This is a genomic window from Kitasatospora purpeofusca, from assembly GCF_036010405.1.
GTDB classification, from domain to species: Bacteria; Actinomycetota; Actinomycetes; order Streptomycetales; family Streptomycetaceae; genus Kitasatospora; species Kitasatospora purpeofusca.
Window position 1 is genome coordinate 7,726,181 of sequence record NZ_CP108561.1, and the last position, 15,124, is coordinate 7,741,304.

General features: G+C 72.9%; 12 protein-coding genes. 6 read left to right on the forward strand and 6 right to left on the reverse strand.

The window, feature by feature from the left end:
• Positions 1–185 precede the first annotated feature (185 nt).
• On the forward strand, positions 186–482 hold the full coding sequence (locus OG715_RS33820; RefSeq protein WP_266273469.1) for a hypothetical protein: 297 nt from the start codon (positions 186–188) through the stop codon (positions 480–482).
• A gap of 27 nt (positions 483–509) precedes the next feature.
• Here the strand turns inward: OG715_RS33820 and OG715_RS33825 are convergent, their stop codons facing one another.
• The 5 genes from OG715_RS33825 to OG715_RS33845 form a co-directional block, all read right to left on the reverse strand.
• Positions 510–1,718 (reverse strand): XdhC family protein, encoded by a 1,209-nt coding sequence (locus tag OG715_RS33825; RefSeq protein WP_266273468.1) that lies wholly within the window; start codon positions 1,716–1,718, stop codon positions 510–512.
• Positions 1,719–1,890: 172 nt separating this feature from the next.
• Entirely contained in the window at positions 1,891–3,387 is a 1,497-nt protein-coding gene (locus tag OG715_RS33830; protein ID WP_266273467.1) for an NCS2 family permease, read from the reverse strand.
• A 347-nt stretch (positions 3,388–3,734) separates the two neighbouring features.
• Positions 3,735–6,131 (reverse strand): xanthine dehydrogenase subunit D, encoded by a 2,397-nt coding sequence (gene pucD, locus OG715_RS33835; RefSeq protein WP_266273466.1) that lies wholly within the window; start codon positions 6,129–6,131, stop codon positions 3,735–3,737.
• Complete coding sequence (locus tag OG715_RS33840; RefSeq protein ID WP_266273465.1) at positions 6,128–6,628, reverse strand: (2Fe-2S)-binding protein; 501 nt, start codon at positions 6,626–6,628, stop codon at positions 6,128–6,130. Before OG715_RS33840 ends, pucD begins: the two co-directional genes overlap by 4 nt.
• Entirely contained in the window at positions 6,625–7,512 is an 888-nt protein-coding gene (locus OG715_RS33845) for an FAD binding domain-containing protein (RefSeq protein WP_266273464.1), read from the reverse strand. Before OG715_RS33845 ends, OG715_RS33840 begins: the two co-directional genes overlap by 4 nt.
• 438 nt (positions 7,513–7,950) lie before the next feature.
• Here OG715_RS33845 and OG715_RS33850 point away from each other — a divergent pair, with 438 nt between their 5' ends.
• Positions 7,951–9,543, forward strand: coding sequence for a PucR family transcriptional regulator (locus OG715_RS33850; protein WP_266273463.1), 1,593 nt, complete (start codon positions 7,951–7,953; stop codon positions 9,541–9,543).
• 45 nt (positions 9,544–9,588) lie between these two features.
• Here OG715_RS33850 and OG715_RS33855 read toward each other — a convergent pair whose 3' ends face one another.
• On the reverse strand, positions 9,589–10,749 hold the full coding sequence (locus tag OG715_RS33855; RefSeq protein ID WP_266273462.1) for an alpha/beta hydrolase: 1,161 nt from the start codon (positions 10,747–10,749) through the stop codon (positions 9,589–9,591).
• 328 nt (positions 10,750–11,077) lie between these two features.
• Between OG715_RS33855 and OG715_RS33860 the strand changes: the two genes are divergently transcribed.
• Genes OG715_RS33860 through OG715_RS33875 form a run of 4 tightly spaced genes read left to right on the forward strand, consistent with a single transcriptional unit; the run spans position 11,078 to position 15,112 of the window.
• Positions 11,078–12,091 carry a substrate-binding domain-containing protein gene (locus OG715_RS33860; RefSeq protein WP_266274610.1) on the forward strand — a complete coding sequence of 338 codons (1,014 nt, stop codon included), beginning with the start codon at positions 11,078–11,080 and terminating at the stop codon, positions 12,089–12,091.
• A complete protein-coding gene (locus tag OG715_RS33865; RefSeq protein ID WP_030392061.1) occupies positions 12,088–13,125 on the forward strand; it encodes an ABC transporter permease in 1,038 nt (345 codons plus the stop codon). The genes OG715_RS33860 and OG715_RS33865 overlap by 4 nt, the downstream gene beginning before the upstream one ends.
• A complete protein-coding gene (locus OG715_RS33870; protein ID WP_266273461.1) occupies positions 13,122–14,009 on the forward strand; it encodes an ATP-binding cassette domain-containing protein in 888 nt (295 codons plus the stop codon). The genes OG715_RS33865 and OG715_RS33870 overlap by 4 nt, the downstream gene beginning before the upstream one ends.
• Complete coding sequence (locus tag OG715_RS33875; protein ID WP_407661049.1) at positions 14,006–15,112, forward strand: ROK family glucokinase; 1,107 nt, start codon at positions 14,006–14,008, stop codon at positions 15,110–15,112. Before OG715_RS33870 ends, OG715_RS33875 begins: the two co-directional genes overlap by 4 nt.
• Positions 15,113–15,124 lie beyond the last annotated feature (12 nt).

A 15,124-nucleotide genomic window follows, 5' to 3' on the forward strand; every position in this document is an offset into this window, starting at 1 on the left:
CGGACGAGTCCTCGGTTCCAGCCTGCTCCGCTCCCGAGGGGCCCGCAATTCACCCGGTCGGCGGTACCGGGTGGCCGCCGGGGCGGTTCGGGGGCTGCACTGGGAGGCGGCCGGGCGGTGAGCGGACGCCGCCCCGGAGCGCGTCGGCGCAGGACTCGCGGGCAGCGCAGGACAGGAGTCTCCCGATGGCGGTCATCGTGGTGTTCGACCTTCCCGGGGTCAGCCGGGAGCAGTACGAGGAGTCGGTGGACCGGTTGACCGGCGGCTCCGGGCTGAACCGGCCCGAGGACTGGCCGGTGCGCGGGCTGCTGACGCACGCGGCCGGCCCGCTGCCGGACGGCGCGGGCTGGCACGTGACCGATGTCTGGGAGTCCCGGGAGGCCTACGAGCACTTCGCGGCGGTGCTGCTGCCGATCCTCCGCGAGCTGGGGATGGCGGGCGGCCCGCCGCTGATCTGCGAGGCCCACAACGTGGTGCGCTGACCGCCCCCGGCGCGACGGCGGGACGGGTCAGGCGGCGTGCGGCTTGCGGACCCGGCGGGCGGGCGTCTCCCGGCCGGCCTCGGACGCCGCAAGGTCCTGCGCCAGGTCGTGGTGGATCGGCCCGCTCCCGGCGCTCAGGGGCAGGCAGCTGCCGCCGCGCCGGTGGGCGACGATCTCGGCGGCGACGGAGACGGCCGTCTCCTCGGGGGTGCGGGCGCCCAGGTCGAGGCCGATGGGGGAGCGCAGCCGCCCGATCTCGGCCTCGGTCAGTCCGGCCGCGCGCAGTCCGGCCTCGCGCTCGCGGTGGGTGCGGCGCGAGCCCATCGCACCGACGTAGCCGACCGGCAGCCGCAGCGCGCGCTCCAGCAGCGGGAGGTCGAACTTGGCGTCGTGGGTGAGCACGCAGAGCACGGTCCGGCCGTCCAGCCGGTCCAGCTGGGTGTCCAGGTAGCGGTGCGGCCAGTCGACGACCACCCGGTCGGCCTCGGGGAAGCGCCGTTCGGTCGCGAAGACGGGCCGGGCGTCGCAGACGGTGACGTCGTAGCCGAGGAACTTGCCGATCCGCACCACCGCGGCGGCGAAGTCGATCGCGCCGAACACCAGCATCCGCGGCGCGGGCACGTACGACTCCACGAAGAGGGTGACGGTGCCCTGCCGGTGCTCGTCGCAGGGGCGCCCGTCCAGGCCGAGGACGATCCGGCCGGTGCGGCCGGCGTCGAGCATGGCCCGGGCCTCGGCGACGACCGACCGCTCCAGCGGGGCGGCCACGGAGGGCGCGGGGGAGAGCAGGCCGTGGTGGGTGTCGGCGGTGACGGCGACGGTGGCGCCGAGCAGTCCGGCCGGTCCGGCGACGACCCGGGCGAGTGCCACCGGGGTGCCGTCGGCGATCAGCGCGATACCGGCGTCGAGGGCCGGGTCGGCCCCGGGACGCACCGGCTGGACGAACACGTCCAGGATCCCGCCGCAGGTCAGGCCGACGGCGAAGGCGTCCTCGTCGCTGTAGCCGAAGCGTTCGAGCACCGGCTCACCGGACTCGATCGCGGCCCGGCACAGCTCGTAGACGGCGCTCTCGACGCAGCCGCCGGAGACGCTGCCGACCGCCTCGCCGTCCGCGTCGACGGCGAGCGCCGCGCCCGGGTCGCGCGGGGCGCTGCCGGTGACCCCGACGACGGTGGCCACGGCGAAGGAGCGGCCGGACGTGTGCCAGGCCAGCAGCTGCTCGGCGATGTCCTGCATGACGGAAGCTCCTTTGCGCTTTCGAGGGTAGTCAATCGGGGGCGGACGGGCCGGACGGGCCGGACGGGGACAGGAGGGACGGGCGGGGACGGGCGGTCCCGCCGCCGTACGGGAGAACGATCCCGTACGGCGGCGGGGCACTTCGAAAGCGAGGCCGGTCGGTGCGTGCCGGTCAGTGCACGCCGAGCCAGGACTTGACCGGGCCGAGCGCGAAGTAGACGACGAACACCCCGGTGAGGATCCACATCAGCGCCCCGGGCTCGCGCCACCGCCCCCGGCCGGCCTTGATCACCGTGTAGGAGATCACGCCGGCCGCGACACCGGCGGTGATGCTGTAGGTGAACGGCATCAGCGTGCAGGTGAGGAAGGCCGGGATGGCCACCTCGCGGTCGGACCAGTCGATGTGCCGGGCCTGACTCATCATCATCGAACCGATGACGACCAGCGCCGCGGAGGCCACCTCGACCGGCACGATCGCGGCCAGCGGCGAGAAGAACAGCATCAGGGCGAACAGTCCGCCGGTGACGGTGGAGGCGAGTCCGGTGCGGGCGCCGTCGCCGACGCCGGTGGCGGACTCGACGAACACGGTCTGCCCGGAGGCGCCGGCCAGGCCGCCGACCGCGCCGCCGGCGCCGTCGATGAACAGGGCCTTGGACAGGCCGGGCATCCGGCCGCGCTTGTCCGCGAGTCCGGCCTCGGTGCCGACGCCGATGATGGTGGCCATCGCGTCGAAGAAGCCGGCCAGGACGAGGGTGAAGACCGCCACCGAGGCGCTGATCGCGCCCAGCCCCTGGCCGCCGAAGGCGCCGAACAGGTCGACGTCGCCGAACAGGCTGAAGTCGGGCGCGGCGACCGGCGAACCGGGCCAGACCGGAGCGGAGTTGCGCCAGGCTTCGGCGGGTACGTCGGCGAGCTTGTTGACGATCATCGCGACCACGGTGCCGCCGGCGATGCCGATGAGGATCGCGCCGCGCACGTTGCGGGCCATCAGCACGAAGATTGCGAGCAGGGTGAGGCAGAAGACCAGGACGGGCCAGCCGGTGAGTTCGCCGGCCGGGCCGAGCGAGAGCGGGGTGGGTCCGCCGGTGTGCATGAAGCCGGCCTTGAAGAGGCCGATCACGGTGACGAACAGGCCGATGCCGATGGTGATGGCGTGCTTGAGCGGCAGGGGTATGCCGTTCATGATCTTCTCGCGCAGACCGGAGACCACCAGCAGCACGATCAGCAGGCCGTAGATGACGCACAGGCCCATCGCCTGCGGCCAGGTGGTGTGCGGCACCACCAGGGCCGAGACGGCGCCGGAGACGGACAGGCCGGCCGCGAGGGCGAGCGGGACGTTGCCGACCACGCCCATCATGATGGTGGTGACGGCCGCCGCGAGCGCGGTGGCGGTGGTGAGCGCCGCGTGGTCCAGCTTGACGCCGGTGACGTCGGCGCCGCCGAGGATCAGCGGGTTCAGCAGGATGATGTACGCCATCGCCATGAAGGTGGTGAGGCCACCCCGTAGTTCGTTGGCGAGGGTCGATCCCCGGGCGGAGATCTTGAAGTAGGCGTCCAGGGCGTTCCTGGGCGCGGCCGGGGGCGACGTGGGGGTGTCGTTCCCGGTGGCCTCGTCGGCCTCGGTGGGTCTGTCTGCAGTGGTGCCGGGCTCCGTGGGGATCCTGGTCATGTCCACTCCCAAGTGTCAAAGGGGGTTGGGGTGGGCGAGCCGACCTGGCAGCCAGGCGACGAAGGCGTGGCACAGGGGGACGATTCGACTCACGGTTGCACGGGTGGTGCGGGCCGTCGCCGGGCCCCGGCGTGGGCGGGCGGCGGTCCTGGTGCGGTGGCAGTGCTGTGGGTGGTGCCGGGTGGTGCCGTGCAGATCGTGCAAGTCACGCGGGTCGTACAGGTTGTGCAGGTCGTACAGGTCGTGCGGATCGCGCAGGTCGTGCGGGTCCTACGGGCCGTGCTCGGCCCCGGGGCGGCGGGGAAGACCGGACGCCGCCCCGGGGAGTCGTGGGGGTGCGGAGCCGGTTACAGCTCCCCGGGTTGTTCGGTGGTCAGGTGCTCGGGCCGGACCGGGATCCGGCGCAGCGCCAGGCCGGTGGCGTTGCGGATGGCGGCCACGATGGACGGCGTCGCCGAGACGGTCGGCGCCTCGCCCACCCCGCGCAGCCCGTACGGGGCGTGCGGGTCGGGGAGTTCGAGGATCTCCACCGGGATCGGCGGGGTGTCCAGGATGGTGGGGATGAGGTAGTCGGTGAAGGAGGCGTTGCGCACCTTGCCGTCCCGCACGATGATCTCCTCCATCACCGCGAGCCCGAGCGCCTGGGTGCAGCCGCCTTGGATCTGGCCCACCACCGACAGCGGGTTGAGCGCCTTGCCGACGTCCTGGACGGCGGTCAGCTCGACCACCTTGACCAGGCCCAGTTCGACGTCCACGTCGACCACCGCGCGGTTGGCGCAGAAGGTGTACTGGACGTGGCCGAAGCCCTGCCCGGTCTCCTTGTCGAACGGGACGGTCGGGCGGTGGTGGTGCTCGCGGGTGAGGTCGATGGCGTCCTCGCCGAGCAGGTCGACCATGGAGACCAGCGCGCCGGCCGACTCGGAGACGACCTTGCCGCCGGCCAGCGTGAGGTCCCGCTGGGTCCAGCCGTAGCGGCGCCGGCCCTTCTCGATCAGCTCGTGCTTGACCGCCTCGGCGGCCAGCTTGACCGCGCCGCCCGTCATGTAGGTCTGGCGGGAGGCGGAGGTCGAACCGGCCGAGCCCACCTCGGTGTTGGCGGGGTGGATGGTCACCTGCTCGACGCCCAGCTCGGTCCGCGCGATCTGGGCGTGCACGGTGACGCCGCCCTGGCCGACCTCGGCCATCGCGGTGTGCACCATGGCGACCGGCTCGCCGCCGATCACCTCCAGCCGCACCCGGGCGGTGGAGTAGTCGTCGAAGCCCTCGGAGAAGCCGACGTTCTTGATGCCGACCGAGTAGCCGACGCCGCGCACGATGCCCTCGCCGTGCGAGGTGTTGGACAGCGCGCCGGGCAGCAGCCGCACGTCCAGGTCGTCGGTGTCGAGCGGCGGCGGCAGCGGCATGTCCTTGACCCGGCGCAGCAGTTCGGCGACCGGCGCGGGTGCGTCGATCTCCTGGCCGGTGGGCATCCGGTCGCCCTGCTGCATGGCGTTGAGCTGACGCAGCTCGACCGGGTCCATGCCCAGTTCGGCGGCCAGCCGGTCCATCTGGGTCTCGTACCCGAACGCCGCCTGCACCGCGCCGAAGCCGCGCATCGCCCCGCAGGACGGGTTGTTGCTGTAGAGCGCGATCGCGTGCATCCGCACGTTCGGGATCACGTAGGGGCCGTGGCCCAGCGAGGCGGCGTTGCCGACCACGGCGGGCGAGGCGGAGGCGTAGGCGCCGCCGTCCAGCACGATCCGGGCGTCGGCGTAGACCAGCTTGCCGTCCCGGGTGGCGCCGTGCTCGTAGTACATCTTCGCCGGGTGGCGGTGCACATGGCCGAAGAAGGACTCGTCCCGGGAGTAGACGATCTTGATCGGCTTGCCGGTGCGCTGGGCCAGCAGGCAGGCGTGGATCTGCATCGAGAGGTCCTCGCGGCCGCCGAACGCCCCGCCGACACCCGCCAGGGTGAGCCGGACCTTCTCCTCCGGCAGCCCGAGCACCGGCGCGATCTGCTGGCGGTCCACGTGCAGCCACTGGGTGGCGATGTAGAGGTCGATGCCGCCGTCCTCGGCCGGCACCGCGAGCCCGGACTCCGGGCCGAGGAAGGCCTGGTCCTGCATGCCGACCTCGTAGGTGCCGCTGACCACGACGTCCGCCAGGGCCCGCACCTCGTCGGTCACGCCGAGGCCGGACACCAGGTGCTGCTCGTGGCAGATGTTGCCGTGGGCGTGCGACTTGTACTCGTGCGGCTCGTGCACGTAGCCGTGCGTCTCCGGGTCGAGGCACTGCTCCTCGGTGACGATCGGGGTGAGCACCTCGTACTCGACCTTGATCTTCTTCACCGCGCGCCGGGCGGTCTCCGGGTGGTCGGCCGCGACCAGCGCGATCGACTCGCCGTGGTACCGGATCCGGTCGATCGCCAGGGCCGGCTGGTCGGCGATCTCCAGGCCGTAGTACTTGGCGCCGGGGATGTCCTCGTGGGTGAGCACCGCGTACACGCCGGGCACGGTGAGCGCCTCGGAGATGTCCACCGAGAGGATGTTCGCCCGGGGGTGCGGCGAGCGCAGCGCCATGCCCCAGAGCATGTCCTCGTGCCACATGTCGGAGGAGTACGCGAACTCGCCGCGCACCTTCAGCGTGCCGTCCGGACGCAGCGGCGAGCCGCCGATGCCGTCCTTGCTGGACTGCCGGATGTCCTGGAGGTTCTTCTGCCCCTGGATGGTCCGGGCGCTGTTGTGGGCACTCGTCCGCGCGTTCATTCCGCCACCGCCCCGCCGGCACGGTCGCCGGCGCACTTGCGGGCGGACGCCAGCCGCACCGCGTCCATGATCTTCTCGTAGCCGGTGCACCGGCACAGGTTGCCCGACAGGGCCTCGCGGATGTCCGAGTCCGACGGCTGGGCGTCCTGCGCCAGCAGCGCGTCGGTCTGCACCAGCAGGCCCGGCGTGCAGAAGCCGCACTGGACGGCGCCCGCGTCGACGAACGCCTGCTGGACCAGGCCCAGCCCGCCGTCCTCGTCGCCGAGCCCCTCGACGGTGCGCACCTCGCGGTCCTGCACCTGGCCGGCCGCGACCAGACAGGAACAGACCGGCACGTCGTCCAGGTAGACGGTGCAGGAACCGCACTCGCCCTGCTCGCAGGCGTTCTTCGAACCGGGCAGGCCGACGCGTTCGCGCAGCACGTAGAGCAGGCTCTCGCCCTCCCACACGTCGTCGGCCTCGACCGGCTTGCCGTTGGCGGTGAACGTGACCCTCATGCCGCGCTCCTGATCTGCTTGCGGTAGTCGTTCCAGGTCCAGGTGAGCGTGCGCCGCGCCATCACGGCGAGCGCGTGCCGCCGGTAGTCGGCGGTGCCCCGGACGTCGTCGATCGGGGAGGCGGCGGCCTTGACCAGCTCGCCGAACCGCTGGACCACCTCGGCGCCCAGCAGCTCGCCGCTCTCCCACAGGCCGCGCCCGGCGAGCACGTCCCGCAGGTACTCCTCGGCCTCGACGGCGCGGCGCGGGGTGGGGGCGGCCGAGCCGATGCCGGTGCCGACGGTGCCGGTCCTCGGGTGCAGCGCGAAGCCGAACGCGCAGACCGCGATCACCATCGCGTTGCGGGTCCCGATCTTGGAGAACTGCTGCGGGCCGTCCGCGACCGGGATCCGCACGGCGCGGATCAGCTCGTCCGGCTCCAGGCAGTTGCGCTTCACCCCGACGTAGAAGTCGTCGATCGGGATCAGCCGGGTGCCGCGGACCGAGGCCGCCTCGACCAGGACGTCCCGGCCGGCCGCCAGCAGCGCCGGGTGGGAGTCCCCGGCCGGCGAGGCCGCGCCCAGGTTGCCGCCGACGCCGCCCCGGTTGCGGATCTGCGGGGATCCGACGGTGTGGGCGGCCAGCGCGAGGCCGGGCAGCGGGCCGGACAGCTCGTCGATGATCCGGCTGTAGGGGACGGCTGCGCCGAGTCGGACCACCTCGCCGTCGTTCGACCACTCGGTGAGCTCGGTGACGCGGTTCAGGTCGAGAATCGCGGGTGGCCGGTGCACGTCGAAGTTCATCTCGACCATGACGTCCGTACCGCCCGAGATGGGCAGCGCGGTCGGGTGTTCGGCCTTCGCCGCGAGCGCCTCGTCCCAAGTGGCGGGCCGAAGGAACTCCATGCGGGTGTCTCCTCAAGTCGTGACCGTCCGGACGGGTGGGCACAGTGCCCGGCCCGGTCGCCCGGGCCCCGGTGTTCGGACCGGAGCCTCCGCGTCGTCGCCTCCGCGTCGGATTCCGGTCACCGGGGTGTGTCCGGCGGCGTGTGGCCAGTGAACCGCTGTGACGGGGGCCACTGGCAGTCACCGATGGCATGAAGCCCCGGCTGTGGTCCCGCCCGGCATCCTGTACGTTCCTCTAAGAAGGACGATCTCGCAGCCCAGCCGTTGACCGGGCCACACCTACGACCGTAATCCGGCCGTGATTCCCGAGCTGCGACCTCGTGATCCGGGCACCCGTTGGGACGTAACGCCGAGCACGGATGTTCGGGCACACTGTCACCCCGGACCGAGCCCTCGGACCGCCCCCACCCCCGCCACCCGCCCGTTAGGAGCCTCCGGATGCGTGTCCGTGACCTGCTCGCCCCCGGCGCCCCGCGCCTGCGTCTGCTCGCGGCCGAGGAGGAGCTGGACCGGCAGGTCAGCGGGGTGATGACGACCGACCTGTCCGACCCGGGGCGCTATCTGCACGGCGGCGAACTGGTCCTCACCGGCATGCTCTGGCGCACCGCCCCGGCCGACTCGGAGCGCTTCGTGCGCACCATCGTGGCCGGCGGCGCGGTCGCCCTGGCGGCCGGCGAGGCCGAGGTCGGACCCGTCCCCGAGGACCTCGTCGAGGCCTGCCGCCGGCACCGGATGCCGCTGCTGGCCGTCCCCGACGACATCGCCTTCGGCACCGTCACCGAGTTCGTCGGCCGCCAGGTCTCCGCCGACCGGGCCGCCGACCTGGCGGCCCTGGTCGACCGGCACCGGCTGCTGGTCTCGGCGGCCGGCGGCGGCGGTCTGGACGCCGTGCTCGACCTGCTCGGCGGCGACCTCGACCTCGACTGCTGGGTGCTCACCCCGACCGGCGCGGTGATCGCCGGCCCCGTCGACCGGCTCCCCGTCGCCGACCGGGACCAGCTGATCCGCGCCCACCTCGCCGCCCAGCGCCAGCGCCGCCGCCCCCCGCACCGCGCCCGCCTCGCGGCCGGCGCCTACTCGCTGCTGCCCGCGCCGGCCGCGCCCGAGGCCGAGGCGCCGCTCTCCGACTGGGTGCTCGCCGTCGCCGGCGACGTCACCGAGTGGACCGGGAAGCGCCAGCAGCTCGCCGAGAACCTGGCCCGGCTGGTCGCCGCCGAACGCCAGCGCCGGGACGAGGGCCGCCGGCTGCGCCGCCGCCTCGCCGACGAGGTGCTCACCCTGCTGCAGCGCGACGCCGACCCGGCCGAGATCAGCCGCACCCTGTACGCGTCCTCGGCGATGGCCGCCCGCTACGAGAGCCGCGAGCCGAAGCCGCAGGCGGCGGAGGGCTCCTGGCTGGTGGTCAGCGCCGAGGGCACCGGCCTGCCCGAGGGCGCGGTGCGGGCGATCCTGGAGGAGGCGCTCGGCGGCACCAGCGACCGGGCGCTGGTCGCCGGGGCCGGGGCCGGCGCGGTGGTGGTGCTGCCCGCGACGGACGGCCCGGTGCCCGCCGACACCCTGCGCGAGCTGCTCGCCCCGCTGGAGGCCGGGCTCGGTTCGGAGGGCCGGATCACCCTCGGGGTCTCGGCCCCCGCCAAGGAGGCGGTCGGTCTGCGCGGCGCGCTGGAGGAGGCCCGGCACGCCCGCCGGATCGCCGCCGCCAGGGTCGGCCGGGTCTGCGTGGCCGGGCCGGAGGAGCTGGCCTCGCACGTGCTGCTGCTCGCGGCCGTCCCGGACGAGGTGCGCCGGGCCTTCCGCAGCCGGCTGCTGGACACCGTGATCGCCTACGACATCGAGCACCAGGCCGACCTGGTCCGCACACTGGAGGCGTTCCTCCGTTCGGACGGCTCGTGGACCAGGTGCGCCGCGCAGCTGCACGTCCACGTCAACACCCTGCGGTACCGGATCGGCCGCATCGAGGAGTTGACCGGCCGCGACCTGTCCCGGCTGGAGGACCGGGTGGACTTCTACCTGGCCCTCGAACTCGCCTGAGGGCCCTCCCCCCGCCCGAGGGTCCCTCCGTACGGAGACGCTCCGTCAGTGGGCCGGGATGATGCCGGTCAGCCACTCGAAGACGCCCGGCACCATGTCCTTCCACACATCGCTGGTGTGCGGCCCGGTGGTCTCGACCACCTGGACGGTGGTCGGCGCCTTGGCGGCACCGGCGACGGCCTGGCCGTCCTCGAAGCCGTCGCCCTTGTTGCCGGAGATGTACAGCGAGACCTTCGGCGGCTGGGGCGCGCCCTTCACGATGGTCACCGGGTTGTTGGCCTCGCGCAGCTTCGCGTCCTTGCCGACCAGCGAGTCCGGCTCCTTCGCCGGGTCGTTGTAGCCGGAGAGGCTGACGCCCGCCCGGTAGCGGTTGGGGTGCGCCAGCGAGAGCTTGGTGGCGCAGTGGGCGCCGGCCGAGTAGCCCGCGATCGCCCACCGGTCGGCGGAGGGGTCGGCCCGGAAGTTGTCCAGCACCATCTGCGGGACGTCCCGGGTGAGCCAGGTGTCCGCGTTGACCTTGCCCGGCACGTCGGTGCAGCCAGCGTCGGTGCGGTTGCCCAGCAGCAGGGTGCGCGGCGAGACCAGGATGAACGGGGCCACCTTGCCCTGCTGCATCAGGGGCTTGAGCTGCTCGGAGACCTTCAGCGTGCCGTACCAGGTGGAGGAGGAGCCGGGGAAGCCGGGGATCAGCTCGACCACCGGGAACTTCTTGTCCTTGTACGCGGGGTCGTTGTACTGCGGCGGCAGCCAGACCAGCACCTCGCCGTCGACGCCGGACAGCTGCCCCTTGAGGTCGGTCTTCTGGACGTCGTTCGGCACCTTCGGGTCGTCGACGCCGCGGAAGGCCTGCTGGACCTTGTTGGCCGGCGGGTGCGCCGCGTCGCCCGCCGGGGCGGGTGCGCCCGGGGCCGCGCCCTGACCGGCCCCCGCGGCCGGGTCGGCCGGCGGCACGACCGGCACCGCGCGCACGTGCTTGCCGGTCCCGAGCAGGTCGTCCCAGTTGCCGTAGATCAGGTTGGCGTTGTTGACCATCACGAAGACCATGACCACCGCGGTGGCCTGGCAGAAGACGATCATGGCGAGCCTGGACAGGACGCGCACGGGCTTGGGTCCCTTGACCCGGGCCCAGGCCCACATCGCCACGGCGATGGAGATCGGCACCAGAATGACCGTGCAGACGAAGAACGGCGTACCTGTCAGTTGCATGAATGTTTCTCGTATCCGGGTTCGAAGCCGCCCGGGCCCCACTCGCCCGGAACGCCACCTCAATGGCATCAGACGGCCCGTAACGGGGATCGGTTGCCGTCCGAATCTGTGCGGAACCTGAGAGGAACATCACGTTTCCGTGAAGCTCCCTTTTCGGGTCCGCCCCAGTCTGCCACCCTGACAGGCTCTGCCCGGACCTCGCGTCCAGCGGACTCCCAGGAATCCCCCCGCAGGGCACGATACCGTCCGGACGGATCGGCCCGCCGGGCGAGGCGGTGCGAACGCCCGTCCGCCGGGAAGCGAGACTATGGGGATGAGCACAACCCGCATGAGTCCCGTCCGCCGGCTCCGGCCCGTCGCCGCGGCGCTGGCCGTCCTGGCCCTGACGGTCGCCGCCGCCGGCTGCAGCAGCACCGGAGGCAGACGCGCCGAGGAGGCCCGCGCCAAGGCCTCCGCCGCCGCCGGCGGCGCCGTCACCACCCCGCGCTGGAAGGTCGCCATGGTGACCCACGCCGGGGCCGGCGACGCCTTCTGGGACACCGTGCGCAAGGGCGCCGAGCAGGCCGCCGCCAAGGACAACATCACCTTCCTGTACTCCAACGACGCGCAGACCCAGAACCAGGTCCAGCTCGTCCAGGCCGCCGTCGACCAGAAGGTCGACGGCCTGCTGGTCACCCTCGCCAAGGGCGAGGCGATGGCCGACGTGCTCGGCAAGGCCAAGGCCGCCGGCATCCCCGTCATCACGATCAACTCCGGTCAGGAGTTCTCCGCCCGCTTCGGCGCGCTCACCCACATCGGCCAGGACGAGAGCACCGCCGGCCAGGCCGCCGGGACCGAACTGTCCTCCCGCGGCCGCAAGAACGTGCTCTGCGTCATCCACGAACAGGGCAACGTCGGCCAGGAACAGCGCTGCGGCGGCGCCCGCGGCACCTCCGGCGGCGCCTTCCAGGTGCTGTACGTCGACGGCGTCAACATGCCCGACGCCCGCGCCGCGGTCTCCGCCAAGCTCCAGGCCGACCCCGCCATCGACACCGTGCTCACCCTCTCCGGCCCGATGGCCGCCACCGGACTCCAGGCGATCCAGGACGCCCGCCGCCCCGTCGAGCTCGACACCTTCGACCTGGGCACGCAGGTGGTGACCGGCCTCAAGGCGGGCACCGTCGGCTTCGCGGTCGACCAGCAGCCCTACCTCCAGGGCTACGAGGGCGTCGACCTGCTCTGGCTCTACCGCTCCAACCTGGACATGCTCGGCGGCGGCAAGCCGGTCGCCACCGGCCCGCAGATCCTCACCAAGGACGACGCCGACGCGCTCGCCGAGTACGTGGCCAGGGGGACCAGGTGAGCCCCTCCGACGTCCTCGTCCAGGGCCGCGAACGCCCGGCCGCGCTGCGCCGCCTGGCCGGCCGGCCCGAACTCGGCGCGCTGATCGCCGCCGTCGCCGTCTTCCTGGTCTTCGCCGCCGTCGCCGAGCCCTTCCTGCGGGTCTCCTCGCTCGGCACCGTGCTGTACGCGGCCTCCACCATCGGGATCATGGCGGTACCGGTCTCGCTGCTGATGATCGGCGGCGAGTTCGACCTGTCCGCCGGAGTCCTGGTCACCACCGCCGCGCTGACCTCGTCGATGGTCTCCTACCAGCTCACCGCGGTGACCTGGGTCGGCGTGCTGGTCTCGCTGGCCGTCACCCTGGCGGTCGGCCTGTTCAACGGGTGGATGCTCTCCCGCACCAAGCTGCCGAGCTTCATCGTCACCCTCGGCACCTTCCTGATGCTGACCGGCGCCAACCTCGGCGTCACCAAGCTGGTCTCGGGCACCGTCTCCACCAAGCCGATCTCCGACATGGAGGGCTTCGCCTCCTGCCGCTGGCTGTTCGCCTCCGAGGTCACCGTCGGCGGGCTGACGATCAAGGCCACCGTCTGGTGGTGGCTCGGCCTGCTGCTGGCCGGCAGCTGGGTGCTGCTGCGCACCCGCTTCGGCAACTGGGTCTTCGCGGTCGGCGGCGACGCCGCCGCGGCCCGGGCCGTCGGCGTCCCGGTCGCCCGGACGAAGACGGTGCTCTACCTGTTCGTCGGCTTCGGCGCCTGGGTGCTCGGCCAGCACCTGCTGTTCTCCTTCGACACCGTGCAGTCCGGCGAGGGCGTCGGCAACGAACTCATCTACATCGTCGCGGCCGTCATCGGCGGCTGCCTGATCACCGGCGGCTACGGCTCGGTGGTCGGCTCCGCGCTGGGCGCGCTGATCTTCGGCATGGCCAGCAAGGGCATCATCTACGCCCAGTGGAACCCCGACTGGTTCAAGTTCTTCCTCGGCGCGATGCTGTTGCTCGCGGCCCTGCTGAACACCTGGGTCAAGCGCCGCGCCGAACGGGGGCCCCGATGACCGAGCTGCTCTCCCTCACCGGGATCGGGAAGACCTACGGCACCGTACGCGCCCTGGAGGACGTCTCGCTGACCCTTCGGTCCGGCGAGATCAGCTGCGTGCTCGGCGACAACGGCGCCGGCAAGTCCACCCTGATCAAGATCATCGCGGGGTTGCACCGGCACGACGAGGGCACCTTCACGGTGGCCGGCGAGCCAGTCCGCCTCGACTCCCCGCGCCAGGCCCTGGACCGCGGCATCGCCACCGTCTACCAGGACCTCGCCGTCGTCCCGCTGATGCCCGTCTGGCGCAACTTCTTCCTCGGCTCCGAACAGGGGCACAAACGCTGGGGCGGCCTGAGCATCGACGCCGACGGCATGCGCGCCACCACCCGCCGGGCACTCGCGGACATGGGCATCGACCTGCCCGACGTGGACCGCCCGATCGGCACCCTGTCCGGCGGCCAGCGCCAGTGCGTGGCCATCGCCCGCGCCGTGCACTTCGGCGCCAAGGTCCTCGTCCTGGACGAGCCGACCGCCGCACTCGGCGTCAAGCAGTCCGGGGTGGTGCTCAAGTACGTCACCGCCGCCCGGGACGCCGGACTCGGCGTCGTCCTGATCACCCACAACCCGCACCACGCCTACCTGGTCGGCGACCACTTCACCCTGCTGAAGCGCGGCCGCATGGCGGGCAGCCACGCGCGGGCGGAGATCGGCCTGGAACAGCTCACCACCGAGATGGCGGGCGGCTCCGACCTGGCCGAGCTCTCGCACGAGCTCGCCCGGCCCGTTGATCCTGCGCGGCCAGCCGACCCTGCCCCCGTCGATCCTGCTCACCCCGCCGATCCTGCTCACCCCGCCGACCCTGCCCCCGTCGATCCTTCCGAGGAGCGTCCCCAGCCGTGACCAGCCCCCACGGCGGCAACCGACCGCCGGTCCTGCCCGCCCTGTTCGGCCTCGGGCCGCGCGCCGAGCGCCGCCGCCGGGCCCTGCCGGTCGGCCTGCTCCGGCTGCCGACCATCGGCGTCGACATCGGCGGCACCAAGGTGGTCGCGGGCGTGGTCGACGGCGAGGGCAAGGTGCTGGAGAAGCTGCGCACCGACACACCCGACAAGTCCAAGAGCGCCAAGGTCGTCGAGGACGTCATCGTCGAACTGGTGCTGGAACTCGCCGACCGGCACGACGTTCACGCCGTCGGCATCGGCGCGGCCGGCTGGGTCGACGCCGAGCGCTCCACCGTGCTCTTCGCCCCGCACCTCAACTGGCGCGGCGAACCGCTCCGGGAAGCGCTCAGCTCCCGGCTGCGCTTCCCGGTCGTCGTCGAGAACGACGCCAACGCCGCCGCCTGGGCCGAGTGGCGCTTCGGCGCCGGCCGGGGCGAGGAGCACATGGTGATGCTCACCCTGGGCACCGGCATCGGCGGCGCCGTCGTCCGCGACGGCTACGTGGACCGGGGCAAGTACGGGCTGGCCGGCGAGTTCGGGCACATGCAGGTGGTGCCCGGCGGCCACCGCTGCCCGTGCGGCAACCGGGGCTGCTGGGAGCAGTACTCCTCCGGCAACGCCCTGGTGCGGGACGCCCGCGAACTGGTCGCCGAGGAGTCCCCGGTCGTCCAGGCGCTGCTGACCCGGGCCGGCGGCACCGTCGAGGGCATCACCGGCCCGCTGGTGACCGAGGCCGCCCGGGCCGGCGACCCGACCGCCACCGAACTGCTCTACGACGTGGGCACCTGGCTCGGCGTCGGCATCGCCAACCTGGCGGCCGCCCTCGACCCGGGCCGCTTCGTCATCGGCGGCGGCGTCTCCGAGGCCGGCGACCTCCTCCTCACCCCCGCCCGCGACACCTTCCGCCGCACCCTCACCGGCCGGGGCTTCCGCCCCGAGTCGACCATCGTCCACGCCGCCCTCGGCAACGAGGCCGGCCTGGTCGGCGCCGCCGACCTCGCCCGCCAGGTCGCCCGCCGCTTCCGCACCATCAAGCGCCGCCGCGTGGAACGCGCGGTGCCGTAGCGGGCTGTACCG

Bases quoted from the DNA above. Each gene is read 5' to 3' on its own strand.
- OG715_RS33820 (WP_266273469.1), top strand. From the start codon at position 186: ATGGCGGTCATCGTGGTGTTCGACCTTCCCGGGGTCAGCCGGGAGCAG.
- OG715_RS33825 (WP_266273468.1), bottom strand. From the start codon at position 1,718: ATGCAGGACATCGCCGAGCAGCTGCTGGCCTGGCACACGTCCGGCCGC.
- OG715_RS33830 (WP_266273467.1), bottom strand. From the start codon at position 3,387: ATGACCAGGATCCCCACGGAGCCCGGCACCACTGCAGACAGACCCACC.
- pucD (WP_266273466.1), bottom strand. From the start codon at position 6,131: ATGAACGCGCGGACGAGTGCCCACAACAGCGCCCGGACCATCCAGGGG.
- OG715_RS33840 (WP_266273465.1), bottom strand. From the start codon at position 6,628: ATGAGGGTCACGTTCACCGCCAACGGCAAGCCGGTCGAGGCCGACGAC.
- OG715_RS33845 (WP_266273464.1), bottom strand. From the start codon at position 7,512: ATGGAGTTCCTTCGGCCCGCCACTTGGGACGAGGCGCTCGCGGCGAAG.
- OG715_RS33850 (WP_266273463.1), top strand. From the start codon at position 7,951: ATGCGTGTCCGTGACCTGCTCGCCCCCGGCGCCCCGCGCCTGCGTCTG.
- OG715_RS33855 (WP_266273462.1), bottom strand. From the start codon at position 10,749: ATGCAACTGACAGGTACGCCGTTCTTCGTCTGCACGGTCATTCTGGTG.
- OG715_RS33860 (WP_266274610.1), top strand. From the start codon at position 11,078: ATGAGTCCCGTCCGCCGGCTCCGGCCCGTCGCCGCGGCGCTGGCCGTC.
- OG715_RS33870 (WP_266273461.1), top strand. From the start codon at position 13,122: ATGACCGAGCTGCTCTCCCTCACCGGGATCGGGAAGACCTACGGCACC.